General features: G+C 46.0%; 14 protein-coding genes. 10 read left to right on the forward strand and 4 right to left on the reverse strand.

Annotated features, from left to right (window positions below; genetic code table 11):
* Position 1: 1 nt before the first annotated feature.
* From PSE7367_RS20415 to PSE7367_RS10470, 7 genes are all read left to right on the forward strand, one after another.
* Positions 2 to 1,861 carry a tail fiber domain-containing protein gene (locus tag PSE7367_RS20415; RefSeq protein ID WP_015165315.1) on the forward strand — a complete coding sequence of 620 codons (1,860 nt, stop codon included), beginning with the start codon at positions 2 to 4 and terminating at the stop codon, positions 1,859 to 1,861.
* Between the two features lie 2 nt (positions 1,862 to 1,863).
* On the forward strand, positions 1,864 to 4,212 hold the full coding sequence (locus PSE7367_RS10445; RefSeq protein ID WP_156800377.1) for a hypothetical protein: 2,349 nt from the start codon (positions 1,864 to 1,866) through the stop codon (positions 4,210 to 4,212).
* Between the two features lie 229 nt (positions 4,213 to 4,441).
* Positions 4,442 to 7,324: a hypothetical protein gene (locus PSE7367_RS10450; RefSeq protein ID WP_015165317.1), complete on the forward strand. Its 2,883-nt coding sequence runs from the start codon at positions 4,442 to 4,444 to the stop codon at positions 7,322 to 7,324.
* Between the two features lie 104 nt (positions 7,325 to 7,428).
* Positions 7,429 to 9,354, forward strand: coding sequence for a contractile injection system tape measure protein (locus PSE7367_RS20420; RefSeq protein WP_015165318.1), 1,926 nt, complete (start codon positions 7,429 to 7,431; stop codon positions 9,352 to 9,354).
* Positions 9,355 to 9,443: 89 nt separating this feature from the next.
* On the forward strand, positions 9,444 to 11,018 hold the full coding sequence (locus PSE7367_RS10460) for a hypothetical protein (protein WP_015165319.1): 1,575 nt from the start codon (positions 9,444 to 9,446) through the stop codon (positions 11,016 to 11,018).
* 35 nt (positions 11,019 to 11,053) lie between these two features.
* Positions 11,054 to 11,503 carry a YbjN domain-containing protein gene (locus PSE7367_RS10465; protein WP_015165320.1) on the forward strand — a complete coding sequence of 150 codons (450 nt, stop codon included), beginning with the start codon at positions 11,054 to 11,056 and terminating at the stop codon, positions 11,501 to 11,503.
* 908 nt (positions 11,504 to 12,411) lie between these two features.
* Positions 12,412 to 12,867: an ATP-binding protein gene (locus tag PSE7367_RS10470; protein WP_015165321.1), complete on the forward strand. Its 456-nt coding sequence runs from the start codon at positions 12,412 to 12,414 to the stop codon at positions 12,865 to 12,867.
* Positions 12,868 to 13,180: 313 nt separating this feature from the next.
* On the opposite strand, the gene PSE7367_RS20425 is transcribed toward PSE7367_RS10470, so the two are convergent.
* Entirely contained in the window at positions 13,181 to 15,724 is a 2,544-nt protein-coding gene (locus tag PSE7367_RS20425) for a cupin domain-containing protein (protein ID WP_015165322.1), read from the reverse strand.
* Between the two features lie 880 nt (positions 15,725 to 16,604).
* Here PSE7367_RS20425 and PSE7367_RS10480 point away from each other — a divergent pair.
* The 3 genes from PSE7367_RS10480 to PSE7367_RS10490 all read left to right on the forward strand — a co-directional run bounded on the left by PSE7367_RS10480 (position 16,605) and on the right by PSE7367_RS10490 (position 18,985).
* Positions 16,605 to 17,222, forward strand: coding sequence for a chorismate lyase (locus tag PSE7367_RS10480; protein ID WP_015165323.1), 618 nt, complete (start codon positions 16,605 to 16,607; stop codon positions 17,220 to 17,222).
* A 75-nt stretch (positions 17,223 to 17,297) separates the two neighbouring features.
* Positions 17,298 to 17,780: a pantetheine-phosphate adenylyltransferase gene (gene coaD, locus PSE7367_RS10485; protein WP_041699500.1), complete on the forward strand. Its 483-nt coding sequence runs from the start codon at positions 17,298 to 17,300 to the stop codon at positions 17,778 to 17,780.
* Between the two features lie 596 nt (positions 17,781 to 18,376).
* The gene (locus PSE7367_RS10490) at positions 18,377 to 18,985 is read left to right on the forward strand and encodes an ATP synthase subunit B family protein (protein ID WP_015165325.1); all 609 of its coding nucleotides are present in this window, start codon (positions 18,377 to 18,379) and stop codon (positions 18,983 to 18,985) included.
* Positions 18,986 to 19,047: 62 nt separating this feature from the next.
* Here the strand turns inward: PSE7367_RS10490 and PSE7367_RS10495 are convergent, their stop codons facing one another.
* From PSE7367_RS10495 to PSE7367_RS10505, 3 genes are all read right to left on the reverse strand, one after another.
* Entirely contained in the window at positions 19,048 to 20,850 is a 1,803-nt protein-coding gene (locus tag PSE7367_RS10495; RefSeq protein ID WP_015165326.1) for an N-acetylmuramoyl-L-alanine amidase, read from the reverse strand.
* A gap of 69 nt (positions 20,851 to 20,919) precedes the next feature.
* Complete coding sequence (murI, locus tag PSE7367_RS10500; protein ID WP_015165327.1) at positions 20,920 to 21,786, reverse strand: glutamate racemase; 867 nt, start codon at positions 21,784 to 21,786, stop codon at positions 20,920 to 20,922.
* A gap of 612 nt (positions 21,787 to 22,398) precedes the next feature.
* Positions 22,399 to 23,424, reverse strand: a complete 1,026-nt coding sequence (locus PSE7367_RS10505) for a bestrophin family protein (protein ID WP_015165328.1) — start codon at positions 23,422 to 23,424, stop codon at positions 22,399 to 22,401.
* Between the last annotated feature and the right edge of the window lie 295 nt (positions 23,425 to 23,719).

Below are 23,719 nucleotides of genomic sequence, written 5' to 3' on the forward strand. Positions count from 1 at the left end.
CATGCCCTCAGAAAATCGTGAGAAACTGCGCAGTTTCTTTAAAAATAACAGCCAGTTATCTGAAGCTCATTTTGCTGCCCTGATCAATGCCATGCTCGATCGCAAAGATGACCAGTTTCATGGCCTCTGGCGACCTGGGCAAGTCTACCAACCTGGCGATGTGGTAATTTACCAGCGTCAGCTTTGGGAGATGAACAGCACCGAGGAAATTTGTGCTAAACCTGGCGAATCGCCGTCTGAGACTGAATCGGTCTGGAGATCATTTCTCGATGACAATGATTGGGCTGTGGTCACCGAAGAAAAAGTGATGTGGGCCAAGGTCTTTGACAAAGTCGGTATTGGCGTGGGTAGTAATAAAGGCGATCGACCCCAAGCTCAACTCGACATTCGCAAAAACATACTTGAGGCCACAGTAGAGGCGATTACAGAGTCTTTACCAGATAATCCTGGTGCAGGCCGATGGCTCCTTTTCCCGGAACAGGCAACCCAAACCCAGCAGACATTTTTACACTTCAGTACCCCATCACAAACCAGCACGTTAATAACCGGACTCTCACTAGAAGCAGCCACCTGGTCAAGTAATGCTACTCATGGTTTCGCCTTTCGCCATAATGACAACGCGCTCGACGAATCCAGTGCATTGCTAGGGCAGGCAACCGATGGTGATGTGATGCTGGCATTGCATCCCACTCAATCTCAAGCACAAGCCCCCAAATTTGCGTCACTGGGTCTAAACGTAGAAAACCCAACCGCATTGCTAGACATTACCGATCGTCATCGGAGCCAATTTCTAGTCCTTCCTAAAGCCAGATCTGAGCCTACGCTGACCCTGATCAATTTGCTTCCCCAAAATGTTGCACCAACCTATTTTGCGCTGGCAGTAAATCACACTGAAACTAGTTGGGGCACAAATGCGAGGGCGGGATTTAGCTTTCGTTTCTATGCAGATCGGGTAGATGGAGCAGATGGGATAGAAAACGGGGAAGAATCTGTAAGTGCAGAAGTTGATGCAACCTCCTTACAGGGAAATCAGCTCATGCGTATCCGACAGCATCCAGATGGTCAGTATCCTCAAGTTGGGATTGGGATTGATAGTCCAGCAGCTTATTTGGATATTCAAGATCTTAACTATAATCGCATCCAGCTCTTACCTGTTCAAGGCAGTGATTCTAACTCAGCCACCAATCCTGCTATAGCGATGATTAATAATCAGGCAAGCTCTCTTGGGGGCGATCGTAACACCTACTTTACTCTTGGCATTCAACCGACTCAATCTATTTTAATTACTGATGCTACCGAGGGCTTTACCTTTAAAGCCAGAAAGCTCACTGATTCAGGCAATCACCACCTTAACCTAGATCGCGGACAGCTACTCGTTAATATCTCCCCCGATGGCAATGGACGGTTAGGCGTTGGCAAAAAGCCCTCTGATTATGAGTTAGAGGTACAGGGCATGGCTAGCGCTTACACTTTTTACCAGGCAAGTGATCCATCATGGATCAATAATGAGGTTTTGCTCACAGATGTTTTGGGCAAGCTCAACAGTCTACACCCTGTTACTTTTCAGTGGCATGACAGCACTGGCTTCCAAGCGCACGGAGAGCAGATTGGGTTGCGTATAGCCGAGGTTAATGAGGTTTTCCCCCAGGTGATCACAACAGCCCAGGATGGCACGCCCGCCATCGCTTACCAAAACCTCGTCCCGGTTCTGATTCAAGCGTTAAATGAGCTTGCCCATCAAAATCAACAAGAACATATCCAACTCGAACAAAAGATCGCTCTGCTTAATGACCGCAATACAGTACTGGCAATTTGGCTAGTAGTAGGATGGGCGATCGCCCTATTGGGATACTGGATTTAACCATGCAAAACTATACCAGCATTTCTAAACAAGCACCGTCATTCCCTGATTATCTAGATTTCCAAACCCTACGAGCGATCGGAATTGAGCACCTCCAAAAGCTATCCGGCAAGATCTGGACAGACTATAACCTGCACGATCCTGGTGTGACAATCTTGGAAGTGCTGTGCTATGCGATTACCGATTTAGGCTATCGCAACAATCTAGATATTCAAGATTTACTCGCCCCAGATCCTTCTATTCCAGCCCACCAAGACAATAACTTTTTTACCCCAGATGAAATCTTGACTTGTAATCCAGTTACGGAACTAGATATTCGTAAGCGCCTGGTAGATATTCAGGGCGTTCGTAATGCCTGGATCAAGAAGGTAGATAGTGCTGATGCTGTCATTGAATTCGATCGAGAGCGAAACCAACGGACTAGTTCAGAAATATCACGTCTTGCCCTAAAAGGACTGTACACCGTTTATCTAGACCTTGCACCGGAGGTAAGAACCAATGCCTGTGGACAAAACTACCAACCCTGGGGAGCCGTCCTCGCAGAGGTTAAAGCAGTCCTGCACAGCCACCGGAATCTCTGCGAAGACATTGAAAACGTGGTGGTATTAGGCGAAGAAGAGATCGGCTTGCATACCGATATTGAACTAGATGCTAATGCAGATGCTGAAGCCGTCTTAGTTAAAATCTACACGCAGATTCAGAACTTTCTGGTGCCGCGATTACAATTTTATACCTTGCAATCTCTGCTTGACAAAGGCAAAACAACAGCCGAGATTTTTGCCGGAAGACCATCTGCCCTTCCCAACCACGACCCGGAAACGGCATATGACAACTACAATCGCAAAAGCCATGGATTTATTGATATTAATGAACTTGCAGCCGCAACCTTACCCACTGCTATCCACACCTCAGATTTGTACCGGATTATTTTGAACGTGCCTGGTGTTGTGGCTATTAACAATTTGCGTATTACAAGCTACATCAATGGACTAAGCCAATCTCAACCTGCTCCCTGGAGCCTTCCTCTCACAGCATCTTATCGACCGATATTGGGCATTGATCAATCACAGGTCAGACTCTTTAAACAGGGGTTAACCATCTCTGTTGATCTAGAAAGCGTAAAGCGCCGCTATTCCCAACAACAGATTACCTATCTCAAAGCTCAGCGAGATGCCTATGAGCTCGACCTACCTATCCCCACCGGCATCCGCTACGATATCGCCGATCACTACTCCATCCATCACGATTTTCCACTCACCTACGGCATCAGTGATGATGGGCTACCTGAAACTGCATCCGATCAGCGCAAAGCACAGGCCAAACAGCTAAAAGGATACCTGGTGTTTTTTGATCAATTATTGGCCAACTATCTCAAGCAGCTATCACAAGTGCGCACCCTCTTTTCGTGGGATGAAACTAACTGGTTCGATCAAAACGAACAACAGCATACTTATATTTCTCAGACGCTGAATTTTCCAGGGGTTAAAGACATTATTCAGGGCATCGCAGACGAAAACGATAGCTATACTGAGTTTTTGCAGGATATGATCGAAGATGCTCCGATGGCACAATCAAGACGGCATCGACTGCTGGATCATTTGTTAGCGAGATTTGCGGAGACTTTTACGGATTATATTCTGGTGAATTATCAACTATCTGTTGATGCAGATAGCCTCCAAAGACTTAATGATAAGGCTCATTTCCTTAAAGCATACCCCATTGTCAGCCGCGATCGCTTTCGTGCAGTCAACTATTATCAAAGCAACATAATCGCTGAAAACCCGAGCATCTCTGGCTTTCAAAAGCGAATTGAAAAGCTATTGGGCATAGATGCAAATCCTCAAGACGAAGATAATGATGAGCGGCTTTTCCTGTTAGAGCACATCCTACTGCGTCCCAGAGCGACCATTTTAACTGAGGCACACATGCCCCAGGCTCTACTGCCGCTTAATCTCGATCCCACCCAGCCACCTGGAGCTAGTATTATGGCTGCCGTTGATCCCTATTCATTCTGGATTAGTGTCCTGTTTCCAGCATGGCCGCAGCGCTTTAGCAATCGCACCTTTCGCCAGTTAATTGAGCGTACAGTTCGCATAGAAGCCCCTGCCCATATTGCGATAAAAATTGGCTGGCTTGATCGTGAGCAAATGCAAAAGTTCAAAATGGCCTATTATGCCTGGTTTGAGCAGCTCACTATATATACAAATGAAGGCTACTCATGTTCTTTGATCTCCAGTCTCAATCACCTGATAGAAGTAATTTCAGGACTAGAGAGTGTTTATCCATCAGCGGTATTAGCTAATGCCCAAGGTGAAATTGCTGATGATCTGCAGCCAATCATTCTCCGCTAATCTAGAGTTGATGCTAATTCAAGGAGAAGCAGCTAAGTTCAAATCCACATGTCGTCTGGGAATACAACACTATCGCAATGCTCATAAGGATACTAGTAATTCATATTCAGGTCGGCATAACCGAACTTGCTCTAACTCAAGCGACTTTACTTTACTTTACTTTAATGTCAATTTTTTCTGCAAAAGTAGCTAATCAGCCGATAGTTAAGCCAAATTAACAACTAGCCTTATGGGAAATACTCATTCAAGTCAAGGACATACCTCACCAGATGGAGATTTAGTCAAAGAGAGTGTACCTATCTTTGTGCCAAATCAGGTCTTATCGAGTGAGGATCTCAATCAGCTTGCTAATCATCTGAGAACCCAAGACCAGCTAACTCGAACTGCTCTGCTTGGGGTTGGTATTTTAAACGGGCTGCAAGTATCAAGTCTGTATTTCCCCGCCACCGCGACGGAGGTAGCACAAGCAGGTGTTACGGTATCATCAGGTGCTTTCGTTACTGTTGATGGCTTCTACATCCCATTGGGTGATCTTGCATTGACCCACTATCAACTATTTAGCGATGCTTCTTTATTTCCCACCCAGCCAGTTTTGGAGCTATTTGATACCCCCAATAGCGATCGATTGGCACTTCATCAAAATCCAGATGGTACGGCTCGTAACCAAACTGATTTTGAAGATGTCCTAGAAGACAAATTGCTTGTCTTACATGTAGAACTAGAATTGCGATCGCGCACTGCCCTGCTTAGTTACGATGTGGTTGGCAAAGACGAGCACATATTACTGCGTTTTTTTCTCATCCCCAGGCCTAGCGAAGTAGATCTAGAAGCAGAAAGTTATGTCGTTCTCAAGCAGCGGCGGATGCTTCACACCTTTCTAACTAGTGATGCTCCACAACTGAAACGCTGTGGCTATGTTGCCGATGATCCACCATCGGTCAACCTAAGTAAGCTTAGAACCTATCTTGATCTCCAGCAAAATTATGATCAAATATGCATCGATGCCATTGTTAACATTGAAGATTCCCTTCGGCAAGTGGGAGCTCTAGCCGCAACATTTCCTCATATATCCCAGGCTATAACTGCTCTCGATCCAAGTTTGGAGCCGAATTCACTCTTTACAGGAGTCTCCGAGAGATTGCGTCAGCAACTTAATGAGATTACATCTCAACCAGTCTCAATGGTTCAACCCATAAGTCTGCAGTATTTTTATGACTATCTCAGGATAATCATCGCTGCCGATCAAGAGTTAGCCGATTGTATTACTGTAATAGCTGATTATCTGCCAGAGGTTAGTCGGCAACGCTTTTTAATGCTTGGTTCTATGCTTGAAGTTAATCGCCCTGAAACTTCTCCATCACTACTGGCAACTTACCGCAGTGACTTTGTGCCAGTGCTCAAAGAACCACTCATAGCAAGTCAATTTGTACAAGTTGGTTACCTTTTCCTGCGACTGGTGCGCCTATGTGAAGTTGGCAGTTTTACCCTGGGATTATCCTCTGAAGGGGGGATAAAACTAACGCCTAGTGCCGATCGTACGGCTCCCCTCAGTCAGCAAGCTATCCCCTACTATGTAAACTACGAAAAACTCCATCGTTATTGGAGCTACAATGCTGATTACCGTGGCAAAAGTCAAGCTCTATTCACTTATCATCGGTCTCACCCACACAGTTTTTTGTATCAGTCTACAACTGGCTGTTTTTATCGCATTGAAGGACATCTTGGTAAAACTAGTCATGAAGTGTTAAGCCAGATTCAAGCCGATCGAGATCGTTACGGTCTCTCGTTTAACATTATTCTACTCAAACTTAAGATTGAAGAATTACCAGAAACTTTGCCTTCTCTTCCCCATATCGAAAACAAGCATCTTTTCCACTACTTTGCCCAAATTTATCCTGGGATGGAGCCATTAGGTGGTGTGTCTAAGGGTGGAAGCTTCATATTGGTATATGTTGAAGCACCTGCCGATGAGCCTGCGCAAGCAGTAGATGCGATCGTCGCTGATTTCACTTTGCCATATATGATCGATGCAGATACCTTGCGTTTGCAGGCACCACGATCTTTTACAATAACTATCCCTGCTGCCCAGCAGACTGAATTCCGCAACAATGATGACGAAGAATACGAAATTATGCTGATTCCGGATGGTGGAGTGGCAGAGGGTAAAGGTATTGTAGAGCGATCGGGCAAATTTTATTTCCAACCAAGCCAGCTCCAAAGTGAATTAGAGCCTCAGATGAAGCTAGACCTTACTGGGCGGTGGGGCAACCACGTTAAAATATTGGCGGTTACTATATTTGCGCCACCCTTGGCAAGATTCTGGCTGGGTAATCAGGTCAGCGGCCCCGATCGGCAAGGCAATGATATATATATCGATCTCGATCCAGCCAGCCAGCCACTTCCTTTGCGTCCCAAAATCCTGACCGGAGAATTCCGAGCCTACCAAACCTCAGATGAAGAAAAGGCAGTATTGACCAAGCTGATCGATCAAAATACACAGACTTTCATCCCTCAGAATGCTAGCGGGATTGGGGAAGTTACGATCGAGTATAGTCTGGATGCCAATCTTTGGGGAGAGCAAACTAACTCAATTATTGTGCGTATCAATGCTCAAGAGACCACTGAACCCTCACTGAATGAGACTGATACTAATAACGATCCAGTTGTGCAGGTTATACCATTCACTCGTTCCAATGGACTCAATCCCCTTGACACACCTTCAGATTTACCTGCGCCAGATCCAGATACGGATATAACGAATATATCTGATCCATTAACCATGGACAGCGCCGCTACTGCCCATGGATCGACTATTCTTTCTCTCACTGATAATAGTTCTACATCAGTTACCCTGGGAACGCCAACAAGTTCATCAATCCAGGGAGCTTCTCTGGTGTCGAATTTTTTATTGAGCGATCGTGCCACGGAAGAGGATAAATCTGCCTCTTTCAAACAGAATGTTGGAACTGGTGAAGATGATACTCTCATCTCAACTGAGGTTGACATCAACCATGAAGTAAAAAATAATGTTACCAATATGGCTGAGTTGCATGTACCTAAAGTAGGTTTTTGGAGAGGACTGCTGCAAATGATGACCAAGCCCCTTTGGTGAGAACAAAATCTAAATAGATTTTAGCGATCGATAACTCAAAACATCTTCGATCGCAATAATCGCACCTGCTGCCAACCTGAATCTATCTGCCCAGCTTATGAGTAATGACCCAACACCATATCATTGGCCAGATTTCACTAGAAGTGGAGACCCCAAATTCTATAGGCGTTTGGGAATTGCAAGAGGCGCTGAGTCAGGTGCTACAAAAAGCTATCCCCGATATGGCGCTGCTGTTTGACCGCTGGGTTGCGGCTGATCAGATCGTACGCCTGGATGAGTTGGTGATCGACCTGCCTTCGATCGACCCGCATAAGTTAGCTGATGAATTTGTTCCTCAGTTACTCGCTGCTTTGGATCAGGTTCTAGCCGATCGCCTCTTCTCCCCCATTCCTCATGCCGCCCCAACCAATATCCTGACCCAGGCAGATAAGGAATCAGACTGGACATTGTTCTTATATTTTTTGGAATATGGTCGCCTACCCTGGTGGCGATCGCCTGAAACCTTTTCATCCTGGTTATCTCTATGGGAGGTCGTGCTCCAGAGTGATTTATCCTGGCGGGTGCCCCTACAACGGTTGCTTTTAAACCAGCTTGCGGCACGACAGCGATTAGTTTCACAATTGCCCGACACCTTTCGCCAACGATTAATCCTGCAAATGCAACCAGCTTGGGTTAGTTGGCCAGCAATGCTAGACAGCGCTAGAACGTTAATGCAATTGCTGCAGATCGACACTCCTACTCTTCACTATCTAGAACAGCATGCATGGCTGGCACTGTTTGCGAAAAGTCAACCCAATACCCCCGTGGGAGCAACCTTCCCAACTAGTCAATGGCTCCACACCTGGCTCCCTGAGTTAATCGCCGTAATCGATACTGATCATTACTCTCTACAAACGCTGATCAATAACAGTTCTATTGCTGGACGGTCTTTTTGGTTGGCAGCGATTGACGATCTCACTGATGCAAGTCAGGATCCTCCCTGCCTCGATCGTTCAAGTCAATCTCAGTCCACTCAGCATTTGGCCAAGGCGAAGAGTGAATTGCTAGCACAAATTCCTACCGACCTTGATTCTGCCGACCTTGAGGTGATCGTCTCTTCCGAGACTCCAATCTCACTCGAACTAACGCGATCATCTGAAACAGAAGCATCCTCCGAACTGACTACTTCACCTGAACCGCTAGAGACTAATCTAGAGAATGATGAACAACCCACCGAATCACTGTCTAAGGTTGATCTCTCACCAGAACAATCCACTCAATCCAATCTATTATTTGATCAGTCCCTCACCATTAGATCAGACGATCTTCCCCACTCCACCCCCCTTGAATCTGCTGCCAATCCTGCTGATGCGCCTGTAGAGCCCATATCCGCTGACCTCCAAAAAACAACTTTATCATCCACTCCGATCGAGCCACTCACTAATTCCCAGACTGGGCCCCAGGCCAATATCTCTTCAATTCATCCGCTGATGTCAAACCAACCCAAGCAGGCGATCGCGCCGATCCTCTCGCAGGATGAAATAGCTAATGGCATTTATCTGAACAATGCTGGATTAGTTCTCCTTCATCCGTTCCTGCGTATTTATTTTGAGGATGTTGGATTGCTGATAGAGAATACATTTCGCCATGAATATGCACAGCAACAGGCAATCGCTCTGCTCCACTATCTGGCCACCGGACAAACAAATGTGCCTGAATATGAGTTGGTATTGCCCAAACTAGTTTGCGGCTGGCCGCTCAATGAGCCGACGATCGGTAGCTTGGAACTGCCAGAAGCTGCCTTAGCTGAAGCAGAAAACCTGTTGCAAACCGTAATAAACTATTGGGAAGTTCTCAAAAACACCAGCATAGAGGGACTGCGGGAAGGATTTTTGCAACGCCGGGGTAAACTTACCCGCACCGAAATGGGCGACTGGAAGCTACGGGTTGAGCAACAATCGATCGATATTTTGCTCTCACGCTTGCCCTGGGGGTTAAGTATGGTAAAGCTGCCTTGGATGGTAGATATTTTAGTGGTGGAATGGATTTAACACCTATAATTGGCATAGTCTTAAACTAAACTACCTACCTGTAATTCATAACTCCCGCCCTGTACATCAAACTCGATTGAGGAAGCTCTATGCTTGCATCAGATCGCTCTCACCATTCTTCACAAACCAATGCCGCTGCTGCTGCCCATCAAGCGGATCCTGCGTCACCTTTCGGACAAAGAACTTCCTTTTTCGATCCTAAGCCCCACCACGCAAACAAAAAAAACGAAAACCGAAAGCGAAGTAACTCAGCATTTTCTAATTCTGGTACAGGTTCCCATGACGAGCCAGATCCTGCTGCCTTTGAGCGAACAAAAAGAGCCGAAAAACGAAAAAATGCAGGCTTCTGTGACGGCGACGATGCTGCCCAAGCACAAAGTAATAAAAGACGAAGGCAACATGCTGCGAAGCGCTCATCATCCACTAGCACCACTTCAGAACATGACACTGACGAATCTAAAGCGCGGAAACAGCAAGCCAAAGCAGAATTTGAACAATTCATCCGGGCTGGGAAGAAAACTGCCAGTGATGGAGATGGAGAGATTTTTCAGGTCAGAAACACAAGCGAAATTTTTGGCAAATTAACAGAGATAGAACGAGAACACGGTTTAAATCGGGTTTATGGGAGTATGGATGGGGAGGCTATGACGATCGCCTACTTTGCCTCGCCGCCAGATTTTAGTCACCTAACATTGGTACATGGCCCCGATCAAACACAAGAAGAGGCTCATCCAGCCGGTGCTTTTAACGCCTCCCTCCAATCCCTGGACAAGGATGCTGATTTAAAAACCCCGCTTGGGGCGATTATGAAGACTCTATCGCTGCCGCCCGCTGATGTTAAACTTTTGCACCCAGGCAATTTGGAACAAGCAGATCGGCCGAAGCGAGTACAGGCAACCGTTGTTGGTGCCAGGAGACAACCAGGAACACGTATAACCGGAGCAGTTGTGCCCAGCACGATCGCCCATCTGGGACACCATGAAAATATGCTGCTGAATAATGACAATAGTACTTGGATTGGCTACTATGATGGAGGCCACTTAGTAGGCGACCAACTGATGCCCAGTAATAGACCAGATACTTTTGTTGAGTGGAACCTGGCACCAATGGAACAAATTCTTAATCAGCAGAGTTACTTGAATTTTGTTGAGAGGGTTGTGGCGCGTGGGGCAGTTGATGACGTTAGTAATAAAGTTAACAAGACAGTTCCCATATCAGTTGTAGTCAGTGTTTACTACCCTGACCAAACTTACAAAGTTCAAGAAACAGCCTTAGCTAAAGCTGGTTTTATTCCTAACGATGGAACCATTCCCCAAACTGGTAACATGCAAAATAAGGGTGGAACGCCAATCTCTGGGCAAAATCGCACAATTACCATTCCGTCTAGAGTGCCACACAGATGGGTATTTCATGCAAAAGTGAACAGTGCGTCTCATTCATTCCAGGCAAAGGCCAAGGCAACAAGTTCGACTAACATAGGTCGCACAGCGTATCCTTACTTCAGTTATTCTGATCTGGCAGCTGGTGCAGTAGGGATTCCGTTTGCCGATCTCCACTGGTGGCAACTTAGAGGTGCAAAAAAAGACAATACTGGGGCTATTACTCCTGCTGCGAAGAAAAAAGAAATATATTTTGAGGCCTATCAATACTACCCACCGCGATAGTATGCGATCAAAATCCCAATAGCCCGAAGGAATTAATGCCAGTGGATATTTTTCAAGCAGTAACGCAGTTCTTAGACAGTAAAAATTGGCAGTATAGCCAGGAAGAGGGCACCTCTAACTTGAACATGGGTTTTGCGGGTGAACATGGCAGGTGGATTTGTTATGCGCGGATTCACCAAGAGCAGGAGCAGTTTATATTTTATTCGATCTGTCCAGTTGATGCCCCCGACTTTGCCAAGTTAAGGACCGCCGAGTTTTTAACCAGGGTAAATCATGGCTTAATCATTGGCAATTTTGAATTGGACTTTAATACTGGCGAAATCCGCTTTAAGACCGGTATAGATGTTGAAGGTAGCGAACTAAATCCTGCCCTGGTTAAAAGCTTGATCTTGAACAATGTCTTCACCATGGATCGCTATCTTAACAAAATTATTGATGTGATTGATGGGGAAGTAACACCGGCAGAGGCTATTGCTGATCACTAATTCCGCGATCGCCTTCCCCTTGCACTACTCAACTAAATTAGGGTAGTGCTGAACAAGTAAGGATCTAGAAGATAGTTGAATATCCATAACCCAAACAAGCTAAGCTCCGAATTTTAAATCGATTGCCAATTATCCTTACTACTGCATGACTAACCTAGAATTTAATTTCAGGAACGAGTTTTGAATTTGCGATCTCAAATCGGCTGCTTCCCTACATGCGATCTCAAATTAAATTAGAAATACGATCGCAAATCGGCCGCTTCCCTACAATCATCTATAATTCTATTGAAAAAAAATCCCAGGCTATACCTGGGTATTGATTATATGAGTCTCACCAACAAGGAAAGCATGTCTCCTTGATGATTTTTATTCTGTCATTTTCTAGAATTGGCTCAAACCAGAAAAGATCGGCTTTTTTGTCCTTATAAGCCTGATTTATGGGATTGCTACAGGCTTTAGCTCAACGCATACGTTAGATAGGCCAAATCCTTCGTATTAACTAATAAGGCGATCGAATCGGAGCAGTTACGCCAAGCATTTAATATATTATATTTGAGATGGATTTAGGTGCAGCCAAATCAACAATAATACCTTGAGCCAATAGCAAACGAAGGTGTGCCTAAGCTACTATGGTCTATATAGAGTTAATTAGATGCTCTAGGTCTTGATTTAATCTACATGGGAATTTTGCAGTCGCAAAGCTTTAAAAGTTAAAAGCCTGAGCAAATATGTGTTTGAATGTGGCAGCTTAAATTACACGCCAATGCAAGATTTACTGAGTTAAGTAACTGCAGGTTAAATCGGGGTTTATGATATTAGACTTAGACTAAGTAGACATAAGCAAGATGGCTGATTTGTCTTGACTGTATTAAGGTAAGGCAGTCTTTGCTCGATTCTGGGTTGAGTACATGGAAAAACAGTCCGAGCCTAGTCAAGCTAGGTTGAGAGTAGAAACAGATATCTATGCCTTATCTAAGGTTCAGGGATGGTTTAATCAATTTAAGCCACGCATGTCTAATAAGGTATGGATGCAGTGTAACTTGGCATTGACTGAAGGTTTCACCAATGTGGTTTGTCATGCCCATGAGCGCTTGCCCGATCATACGCCGATCGATATTGAGGTGGAATTGGGCGCGGATTATTTGGTAATGCAAATTTGGGACTATGGTGCACCATTTGATTTGATGGCAAAGCTGGCTACTCTTGCTAATACAGAAGAGAGTCTTGATGATATTGATAATTTGCCGACCGGGGGACGTGGCTTAATGATCACCGATGCGATCGCTGATGAGCTAAGTTACGATCGCCTTACCGATGGCCGCAACTGTTTGCGGATCAAGAAAAATTTATTCCCACCAGAGTAGCGATCGAGCTTGGGTTTAGTAAGCATGATTATGCCAGGGTTCTAGCAATGCTTTGTGCCAAGGTGGGCAATTAGTTGTTGAGTAGGCATGATGAATCGCTGTCTAGTTAATGTTTCTGGCTTAAACAATAGGTTCGCTGCTTAATCCTAACCTTTACTTGCTAGCTGTTTGGTTTTACATCTTTTGGCAAAGGTATAACCAGCAAACATCGTACCCAGTACAATCAAACCAATCAAAGCTTCAAAGAGAGATTAACCTGCAATATTCTGAAAGATTGTCCTCAACTGAAGCTGGTGTGATCATAGACAATTAATTAAAAAGGCGGTGGCCCATCAAAACCTGGAAATCCACTTAAATCACCATCTGCAGATCTGATCACAAAGTTATCTAAAGTCACCGTATATTCACCATGATTGGCATTGTAGGAAATACCATATTCCAATGGATAGAAGCCCGCCTCCTTGAATCGGGTTGGTTGATCAATATTATAGGTAGTCTCGGTAATTACTTGCCGTGCCGATGACAGGCTTTCCAAGAAATCTCTGGTAATCATTGGCTCCCAGAAGTTGACATCACCAGCGTAGGAACCAAAGATGAAGGTTTGATCGAACACCTCACCATTGAATTCGGGGGTTTCACCTGCCACCCAGTGAATTCCTTGCAGGGCATCGCCAGTAGCCGGAATATCTGTGCCAGGGATTGTAGGTGCAATGTAGTTTGCAGGCAAGAACCCTGGTTCCGGTAAGTTGAACAAGTTAGCATTATCTTCGGGCAAGCCAGTGATTAGATCCCGCTCTTCGATCGTATCGAGGAAGAAATGCACATCAAAATGGGGTAGATCATAGATATCTAGCGGGGCATGGCCTTCAGAGTTGGCATAGAAGCCCATATGATTGAATGGGGTCGATTGCTGCACCTTCTCAGGGAAGAGAATATTATAGACACGAGCCGCTTCAAATATCTCAGGGAAAGCTAAATGGGGCACCGAGCTGGGGAATTCATTATTAGGATCATCTACTACAAAGGCATCCTGTAATGCTTCCTCCGTAAAAGTCACACCGATTGAGGTGGGCACTTCGTTACCAAAGTCATCGGTGCCAAAGGCTCCCCAGGTATAGATCCAGCCATTGCCGATCGCCTGTGGCACAGTGGTTACCACATTACCTTGAATAAACTCATCACCAGTCCGAATCGAAGCGGTGAAGTCAATGTTGCCATCGTAATATTCACCGATTTTCGGCACATAGGAATCCACTACGGCGGCAGCCAGACCGACGGCATTCTGGTTACCCAGATTGGCGATCGAATAGTTCTGGCCAGCAGCAATATAGACCGCATCGTCCACGCCAGCCACAAAAGGATTGCCATTCACCTGAAAGGCTACTTCGCCTTCTTGCACCAAAAAAGTAAGATGATTATCGGCCACCTGCGATGCTGGGAACGCATCGGTAGTACCCACCACCTGACCGCGAATTTCCCCTGAGGAATTGCGATTGCTATGAATATTCACATATAAGCCCACATCCTCTCCCACTGCGGCATTACTTAAGGTGGGCAGGAAATTAGACACCGGCTTGGTGCTCATCGGTGGCGGCAGCGTATCGGTGGTAGTATCCGAGTCATCCCACACGCCAGAGAAGGTGACCGAACCATCGGCATTACCATGCACCGTTAAATCGGCATCATCGCCAGGGCCAAGGATATTAAAAGCATGGGTGCCATTCTCACCGCGAAATGCAGTGTGCAGGTGAATCGCGGTTAAATCATCGCCAGGATCAGGCGTAAAGGGTGTACCATCTCCCAGATAAGCGCCAGCATCCAGGCCATTGATCGTAATTTCATAGGTAATCGTACCATTGGGCTCCGCATGTAATCGCGCGTAGGCAAACGCCCCCGAATCAACCCCAACGCCATCGGTGGTCACAATCTGATCGCTGTTGATCACCGCCTGCAAGAAGTTAGAGCTATGGCGATCGTCACGAGCCAGATTAAATTGTGAGTAGGCAAAATTTCCATCAGATTCTTCAAAATCAATTAAAGAAGTGTTTTGAGTGCCAAACAGACCATCGAATTTACGCCGATCGCTGATCTCAAAGATCTGCAAATTCAGACCTGGCACATTACGCACTGCCTCTAGCTGAGCAGGATCAATTAAATCTAAATCCGGTACTACCAGCAATGGGCTCTGCAAGCCGGCCTGGAAAGCGCTATCAACTCCAGGGATAAACGCCCCACCACCATAGGTATCAATGATCTGACCAACCACGCCAAAATCTAACTGTGCTGCGATCGCGCCGATATCAGCCTGGGGCGGGGGGGTATTATTGCCCTGCTCATCCACCACCGCTACACCGGCAAATTCATAATAGGGAGCGCCAGGAGTTGTAATTACTGAAATCCGTGCCGATTGATCAGTGGCGGTAAATCCCATCTGCCGCCCGATCGGATAATAGATAAAACTACCCGTTGGCACCCTGATTTGAGCTGGCCCTAGATCGAAATTTACTTCCCCTTCTAAAACATACTTAGCCTCAGCTTCATGGGCATGGGTATGCTGGGGAACGGCATCACGCGGCAACACATAAAAATCCAGAAATCCCAGCGCCCCACCAGTCGAAACATCGTTAACCAGGGGGGTATATATATCACCGCCCACAAAGAAGCCAGTATTGTTTGGATAATAAGCATCACCCTGCCGCTGTACAAAGGCAAAATCCACAGCTCCCTGGGAAGCGGCTAAGTTTGGCACCTGACTGGTAGAACCATTGGTGACCGAGGTATTAGCTGGGATCGGTGAAAAAGCATGAGCCTGGGTTGGTGACGGGTGAGCTTCAAGGGGATTGTGAGAACCACTCATGGGGATTATTTCCTGAAATAATAGTTTATCAACTTTGCAATGATTGCTAGAAAGATGGCTCAGCCAATATTTAAAGATATGTTTACCCACCACAGTTAGCTTGATAAGTCACTGGAAACGTAAAATCAAGCTAGGCTAGCGATCGGCCGATCGCTGCTTCAAGGGTTTGGGTTGCTGAAATGTAATGCCAAACTCACTAACAAATCTAGGTTAGTTGATATCCTCAATGGCGCATTCAATTCATTATGCTTTTTTCGTATTTGTCGATTTTGGGCATCATGGAGGTAAATTGCTTGCCTAGCCTATTACACAACAAGTAGTGGGCTTTGCGAGGACAAAAAAAGATTAAAACAACTTAACAAAATAAGCTGGTGCTTAGCAGAAATTCACACAGCGTACCCCTGGGTTAGTGCTTGCAGATAATGCCACAGTGCGTCTGGATGCAGAAAATGAATTGCAACCAGATCGATTGCTGATGCTGCTGATCATAGAGTTTGCTGGACAGGCAACTATTAGCAAGGATCACTATCTATAAGGATCACTATCTGACTATCTATATTGAAGGGGCGAATTAATTGTGGAGAAGCGAGTCAGAGTAAATGGTTAAATATAGCAACTGAAGACTAGGTTGGAACATAGCTGCAAAGACATTGTCAACCCAATTCCATAAGTTATCAAATTGAGTGATAATCTTGCGCAGACGTTTTTTCAATCGTGCCCCAAACTTTTCGATTTTATTCAAATCAGGTTTGATGCCAACTTTACTATCGCCCCTATCGCCACAGGCAGATTTATGCCGATCGCCCCACCAGTCCCCTCCCCATAGGCTAAAGTAGAGAAGAGGGTATTAAGTAATGTTAAGTAATAAATAGGGGTTCAAATGGAATTATTTGCCCAGGCCGCCAATCAACCAACGCAGTCAGATTATAAGTGGCACGCGATCGCCAATCCAATCTGGCAGGGCAGCGCCGCCGACATCAAGCAGGGACTGCCTTTCGACCTGCTCTCCCCCTATTGGCAAATGTTGTTGCTAGGTGATGGTGCGCCGACGCGGCATTTTCAACTATTAACCAAATCACCGATCGTAGTGGATGTGATCGCCATGACCGAAATAGGCGATGATCCCGACCACGCCCCGATCGAAATTGAGGCAATCCCCACCTCGCGCACCCGTCGGCAAATCTGGCTGAAGCGTGAAGATACAGGCGAAGTGCTCTCCCATGCCACGTCCTGGTGGTCAACTGCCAAGATCGCCAAGCATTTACATAATCCCGCCCTACCAATCTGGGCTAGCTTGAACCAGAAAAATACTGAGCTTTACCGCGATCTACAGGGCATCTATCACGGCGATTGCCCTGGTCTGGCGGAGACCTTTGGGCATCCTGGCCCCTACTGGGGTAGACATTATTTACTCTGGCATGGTGGCCAACCACTGACCCTGATTTATGAGATTTACTCACCGGCGATCGCTAAATACCTAGGCTCCAGTCAGGTCTAATCAAGTTGGTCTTGTTCTAGTAATCTATTTGGTGTAGATCACTATGCGAGTAAAGTTTAGTTCGTGCGAGAACCCCTGATTGCCATTTATCCCGGCAGCTTCGATCCGATCACCCTCGGCCATCAAGACATCATTGAACGCAGTTGCCAGCTTTTCGATCTGGTGGTGGTGGCGGTGCTGCGCAATCCCAATAAAACGCCGTTATTTTCCATGAATGATCGGGTGGAGCAAATTATTACTGCCACTCAACATCTGGAAAATGTGAAGGTAGATAGCTTTTCTGGCCTGACCGTGGACTATGCTGAGGCGATGGGCGCAAAGGTCTTGATCCGGGGCTTGCGGGCAGTATCGGATTTTGAGATGGAGCTGCAAATGGCGCATACAAACAAGACTCTGGCCGATCGCCTGGAAACAGTATTCCTGGCTACTTCCAACGAATATAGTTTTCTAAGCAGTAGTGTGGTGAAGGAGATTGCCAAATTTGGCGGCTCGATCGATCATTTAGTTTCAGAGCCCGTGGCGATCGCACTCAAACAACAGTATCCCAGCCAGAGTTAGTTAATTGGCCAAAATCTAGACCTTTTGGCATAGGCAATTGCTACCGCACTGGGTTATTTTGAAATTATTGATTAATTGTAAAAGTTTAGGCTCAAGCAACCTTAAGGTTCGCTGAAAGCTGTTGGTTCAGGTAGAGTTAAAACCAAATGCTTCGATCGCTGAATCAATTGACTAGGTTGTTCTAGACAAGTTTACAGCAGCTTTGACAGCGTTCCGATCGCTACATCATAATAGGTACTCTTCTGAGTTTCGCCACAGACAAATCTGTATTTAAATATACAGTTTGTTCCCATAGATCGAGATTTATTAATTATTCGGGACATTGTGATGTGCATGTGCATAGGGTAAATTGCTTAAGTAGGTATTTATTGATCGAAGCAACGAATTAAAGATTGCAGGTTAATAAATCGATTACTTTACAGTTGCAGTTAATCTAGTTAATTGGGCGGGCAATGATTATAACTGCGATCGTAAGAAGACATGATATTTCGGCATTAGCCAGATTAAGTGAAAAGAAGCCTCAATCAATTTTAAATAAATAGCCCTCAAGCCCAAGTTTGTTATCAGAGTTATTGGAATCGAGCGTAAGTTAAGTTATGAACTCAAGACCCAAGGAAAGAGTAACCGCCATCAATGGCTCCGGCGATCTAGTCAATCGAGCCGAATACTTCATGAACTTGCATCGAGAGTTAGACCGCTTAGAAGAAATGCTGCTCGAAAGCGGCCCCCGGATTATGGGACGAACCATGATCGACGAAGAGCAGGTTTGTCGGCAAATCGATCAGGTACGCCTCGCTATTCCCGAATCGATCGCCAAAGCCGAAGAAATCTTGCAGCTTAAGCAAGAAATCATGGAAGATGCTGATGCCTATGCCGAAGAAGTAATGGTGGCGGCGGAAACCCAGGCACGCAAGCTTGTCGATGATTCAGTGATTTTGCGCCAGGCCGAAGCCGAGGCCAGCCAACTACGCCTGTTGACCCAGCAGGAATCGGAAGAAATGCGGGCTCAAACCTTGAATGAAATTAATCAAATGCGCCGCCAAGCCCAGAAAGAATGGGAATCCTTGCGTCAGCGGGTTACCGGTGAGGTGGACGAGATGCAGCGGGGTGCAGATGATTATAGCGATCGCATCCTGGGCAATTTGGAAACCCAGCTAATTGATATGCTCAAAATTGTTCAGAATGGTCGCAAGGAATTGCACTAGGGCTTATTTAATTATTTAAATTTTATCTGAGCCTTCTAAATTTTCTAAATTATTTAATCTAATTAACCACCGCGCAGGAATTGATCCACACCACGGGCGATCGCTTCGGCAATGCGTTGTTGATAATTTGGATCTCTCAGTCTTGCGGCATCACCAGGATTAGTCACAAACCCAGTTTCCACCAGGATTGCTGGCATTGAGGTGCGTCTGAGCACATAGAACCTGGCCGATCGGACACGGCGATCGACTGCCCCAGTGGCAGCAATTACCTGGCTATGTACCAGCGCTGCTAATCTTCGGCCTCTGGTGGAACCCGGTGCATAGTAGGTCTCTATGCCAGTTACAGTAGCCGATCGACTTGCCACCGAATTAGCATGTAAACTCACAAACACATCACCTCTAACCCTCTCTGCCAGTTGTACCCGTGGCTCCAGGTCAAGTTCTATATCACTGGTGCGAGTGTAAACCACAGAGTAACCCATCTGCTGCAACACCTGGCCTAGGCGCTGACTGAGGGGCAGCATAATAATTTTTTCGTTGATCCCATTACCCACAGCACCGGGATCACGGCCACCATGCCCCGGATCGATCACGATCACACCACGACCGCGGTTGGCCAAATTCGGCACAGCAGGGACATTGGGGTTAGGTCTGGGAAATCCTGGCGTTGGCGGCCTTGGCGTTGGATTTTGAGCCACATTACCAGAATTGAGCAATTGCAAGGCGATCTGCTGTGGATTATTGCGTCCCGCCTCACGGATCGCCCAACCCGTGGCTACCTTCATGCCAATAATCACGGAGTCACCCACTTGCGTCAGCCTAATCCGCTCCAGGGGACTACTCGCCGAGAGAGCAGGGCGTTGCAATTGTGGCGAGATCCGCGCCGCAGAGATTGTGATGTTATAGGTATTGCTGGGAATATCCTGGCTACCGCGATAGGTCAATCCCTGGGAAGCTTGAATTACTAATTGCCCCGTATTGCTAATTTGGATGCCCTGGATCACTGAGGGGCCATTGGTATTACCAGGTCTGGTGGTGGCAGGATTAGGGGGGCTGGGCAGACTAGGATTAGGATTATTCGGCACAGGTACTGGTAAACTTGACCCCGGAGGCCTGGGAGTTGGGTTTACTGCGGTGGGCTGATTTGTGGTTGGTCTGAGCAGGATACCGCCCCGACTGGGCATAAAACTACTTTGCCAGTTCACCCCATTGGCCGCGCTAGGATCGAGATCTAAGACAATTCTGGCGATCGCTGGTTCCTTTTGAAACTGGGCGATCCTGATCTGCCTCACGCCATACCGATTGATCGGAATTGTGGCCTTGTGCAAATTGGGCGGAATCGAAGTGCTGGCCAGATCTACTACCAGCCGATCGGGGCTCACAATCCGCTGTAGATTCACTGGCGCATTGCCATTAACCAGAATCAGCAGCCCATCAGGAACCACACGGATATTAGTCAATCGCAGCCATTGCCGCCAGTTCTGCGCTTGGAGCAACTGCGATGGGTTATTGAGTGCTTCGCCATTACCCAAATAGCTAGAATCGCTGAAATCACTACTATTTAGAGCATTGAGATTTTCAAGCTCCATAAGCTCAGCCGCATTGATAACCTGATCGGCTGCGGCGATCGACAACGGAGGATTATACAGCGATCCACCAAAGGAGTTTATGGGGGGTAGGGTGGGATCAGGGCTAGTTAAATCACTAATAAAATCACCATGATCGAAGCTGTCGTCAAAAACCTCACTAGAGCCTTCGATCGAATCAATATGGTCAACATGGGGATATGCCTCGACTGGTTTATATTCACCAAACCACCCTAGTAAGCAAACACAGAACAGAGGAACCAAATGCCTAGAATTCAATCTTCTTCTCCTGATTTAAAACCAGTTGTTGTCACTGGCATAAGTTCTGGAAAATTCTAGCAGAAAACATTAAGACAGCAATTCTACATGAGAAAGGTTCACCTGTTCCACTGACGGCATTTTATTTAACCAACGACTGGAAATTTTGGCAAATTGCTGTGGATCACCGCTGACATAAAATCTGGTGAAAGTATTGTTTACTGCTAGTTCCAGATTGGTATGACGCAGGCCCAGGATTTCTAGTTCCTTAACCGCGGCCTTAACTACATAGGCGGCGGGGTTAATAAAATTAACTGGATAGGGCAAAACCTGTGACAGCAACCCCTTGAGATGGGGATAATGGGTACAACCAAACACCAATGTGTCAATCTGATCCTGAATCAAAGGTTCGAGGTAGTTACTGGCCACCTGGATTGTATAGGGATCGGCAAGGCGATCGCCCTCGATCAAAGGCACAAACTCTGGACAAGCGATCTGCCAGATCTTGGCGTTGGGCTGGGTTTCCTGCATCGCCTGAGCATAGGCATTACTCTTCACCGTGGCTTCAGTGGCAATTACGCCAATGTGCTTACCGTGCTTCACCGCTGCCCTTGCCCCCGGCAGAATTAACCCCAACACGGGAAAATCAAAATGTGGCCGTAAAATATCTAGCGCCAGAGCAGAGCTAGTATTGCAAGCCATGATCACCATCTTGACCTGTTGCGATCGCATCCAAGTCAAAATTTGATAGACAAATTCTATGATTTCAGTCGGACTTTTGCTGCCATAGGGCAACCTGGCGGTATCTGCAAAGTAAACCACCGACTCATGGGGTAGTTGTTTTCTTAACTCTCTTAAAACGGTTAACCCACCAACGCCACTATCAAAAATGCCAATTGGGTAGGAAGAGCTACATTTATGCAGCAAAGAAGGCTCACTCTGTCCTGGGAATAACATTTACACCCTCACACAACACTGCTCACAGTAAAGCATACATATACCAGAGATCGCTATATGGATTAGCATATCTAACCTGATTTACATTTGGATATAGCAATTTTTGCTACATTGTTAATTATTTCCATCATTTTCAATTTTCTAGCAAGGCTGCAGTCGCAAGGTTCTTTAAGCCAAAATCCTCAAATCGCATCTAGTTGCGTATTATTGTAAATATTTCTTATGTGGGTAATTGCAGGTCTAGGGGGGATTTTTACGCAATTAGAATCATAAGTAAGGAAAATCAGGAATTTCGATCGTTTGCGATCGTCAAAACATTGAAACTATAGATATTTTGCCAGCGATTAAAGCGATTAAGTTGTGACCAATTTTTTAAGCTTGGATCAACATACCCAAAATCTAACCACTGCAATACAGAGATGACAGGGATTATTTAGATTATTTAGATTATTTAGATTATTGTAAGTGGTATGGAAGTAAGGATTTTTGGTGCAGTAAGCTTGATTCTGTCTCGAATCCCATGGCCAGAAATCATTACAGATGGAGGACTACCAGAATTATTTAGGTGAAATCTGCTGTACCCTGCTCCAATCGATCGATCGCCATATTTTTCTATGGCTGAGATGGACTAGGCAAATTATCAACCGGCCGATCGCCATTACTACTAACATTCCCAGACTCATCATAGGGATTTTGTTCGATTGGCTCTTCTAAAGTGATCAGGTAATCAATGCTGGCATCGATCGTGGAAAGGCTGCGACAGGAAGACAGCGAAATTAAATCTTCAATATTCCGCAACATGGTCGAGCAGATCGCATTGAGAGGTAAATCATTGGGATCGCAACCAAAGGGATCTTCGATCTCTACGCCAATTTCTTCGATCCCCATCAGCGTAAAACTAGCCAATGCGGTGGTGGGAATGGTTAACCAGCCGATTTCAGACACCAATTGAAACGGCAGTGACAAACAATAAATCAGCAAGAGCTGGCGCAGATGAATTGCATAGGCGATCGGGATCGGGGTTTTCTGAATCCGCTCACAGGAGCCCAACACATCCACCATCACCGCCAGCAGGTCATGCATGGAAACAAGCTGATGCATCGCCAGACACCCCCGCTCATATTGTTTTTGCATATAATCGCCAATCCAAAAGGCGATCTCCAGGGAAGGATGATGCATCTGTTGCAGTTTTTTAAACTGGGATGGCATAACTAGGGCGGCCAGCTCTGCATTCAAAGAGCGATGACGGAGGTGCAATTTCATCGACACCGCAAACGCCACCAACAATCGCAGGGCGGCAATTTTTTTCTTGCGATCGCTAGGTTCAATTTCCCCCACCGATACCCAAATTTGCCTAGCCAGGTTGCGGGTAGTATTGACCAAAGTGCCCCAGGCTTTGCGTCCCTCCCAAAATCTTTCATAGGCCGTATTAGTGCGAAAGACCAATAGCAAACCCAGCACAATATTGGCGATAAAACTACCCAAAAATGGTGTGTTCAGGGTCAAGCCATACTTAGAGCAGATGTAGACTACCCCTGCAAACATGCCGCACAAAGCTGCCCTGGGTAGAACATTGGGAATAACCGATCCCCGCAGTTGGAAAACCTGGCGAAACCAGTTGTCATGCTTTACATTCATGCTGAGATTTAAAAATCCGATCGGTATTGCTGAGTGTCGTGGTTAACTAATGATGAGATTGTCTTGTAGCAAATTCGGGACTCTAATAACTGCTATTCACGCCGACCCACAATTGATTATGTTTAGTTTACATCAATCTTCTAGCTGGCCTGGATTGGTGATTTGTAAGGGTACGCGGTAATGTGATGGATATGGGGGCTCGACTCTAGAAGTCTTGCTATAACTTAATTTTTATAGGAAATATACATTAGGTTTAGCTCACTACCTACCAGATACCCTAAGCCTCTAATAACTA

The sequence above is a fragment of the Pseudanabaena sp. PCC 7367 genome (assembly GCF_000317065.1).
In the GTDB taxonomy this organism is placed as follows: Bacteria; Cyanobacteriota; Cyanobacteriia; order Pseudanabaenales; family Pseudanabaenaceae; genus Thalassoporum; species Thalassoporum mexicanum.

Excerpts from the sequence above, each read along its gene's own strand:
- PSE7367_RS20415 (WP_015165315.1), top strand. The coding sequence starts at position 2 with ATGCCCTCAGAAAATCGTGAGAAACTGCGCAGTTTCTTTAAAAATAAC.
- PSE7367_RS10445 (WP_156800377.1), top strand. The coding sequence starts at position 1,864 with ATGCAAAACTATACCAGCATTTCTAAACAAGCACCGTCATTCCCTGAT.
- PSE7367_RS10450 (WP_015165317.1), top strand. The coding sequence starts at position 4,442 with ATGGGAAATACTCATTCAAGTCAAGGACATACCTCACCAGATGGAGAT.
- PSE7367_RS20420 (WP_015165318.1), top strand. The coding sequence starts at position 7,429 with ATGACCCAACACCATATCATTGGCCAGATTTCACTAGAAGTGGAGACC.
- PSE7367_RS10460 (WP_015165319.1), top strand. The coding sequence starts at position 9,444 with ATGCTTGCATCAGATCGCTCTCACCATTCTTCACAAACCAATGCCGCT.
- PSE7367_RS10465 (WP_015165320.1), top strand. The coding sequence starts at position 11,054 with ATGCCAGTGGATATTTTTCAAGCAGTAACGCAGTTCTTAGACAGTAAA.
- PSE7367_RS10470 (WP_015165321.1), top strand. The coding sequence starts at position 12,412 with ATGGAAAAACAGTCCGAGCCTAGTCAAGCTAGGTTGAGAGTAGAAACA.
- PSE7367_RS20425 (WP_015165322.1), bottom strand. The coding sequence starts at position 15,724 with ATGAGTGGTTCTCACAATCCCCTTGAAGCTCACCCGTCACCAACCCAG.
- PSE7367_RS10480 (WP_015165323.1), top strand. The coding sequence starts at position 16,605 with ATGGAATTATTTGCCCAGGCCGCCAATCAACCAACGCAGTCAGATTAT.
- PSE7367_RS10490 (WP_015165325.1), top strand. The coding sequence starts at position 18,377 with ATGAACTCAAGACCCAAGGAAAGAGTAACCGCCATCAATGGCTCCGGC.
- murI (WP_015165327.1), bottom strand. The coding sequence starts at position 21,786 with ATGTTATTCCCAGGACAGAGTGAGCCTTCTTTGCTGCATAAATGTAGC.
- PSE7367_RS10505 (WP_015165328.1), bottom strand. The coding sequence starts at position 23,424 with ATGAATGTAAAGCATGACAACTGGTTTCGCCAGGTTTTCCAACTGCGG.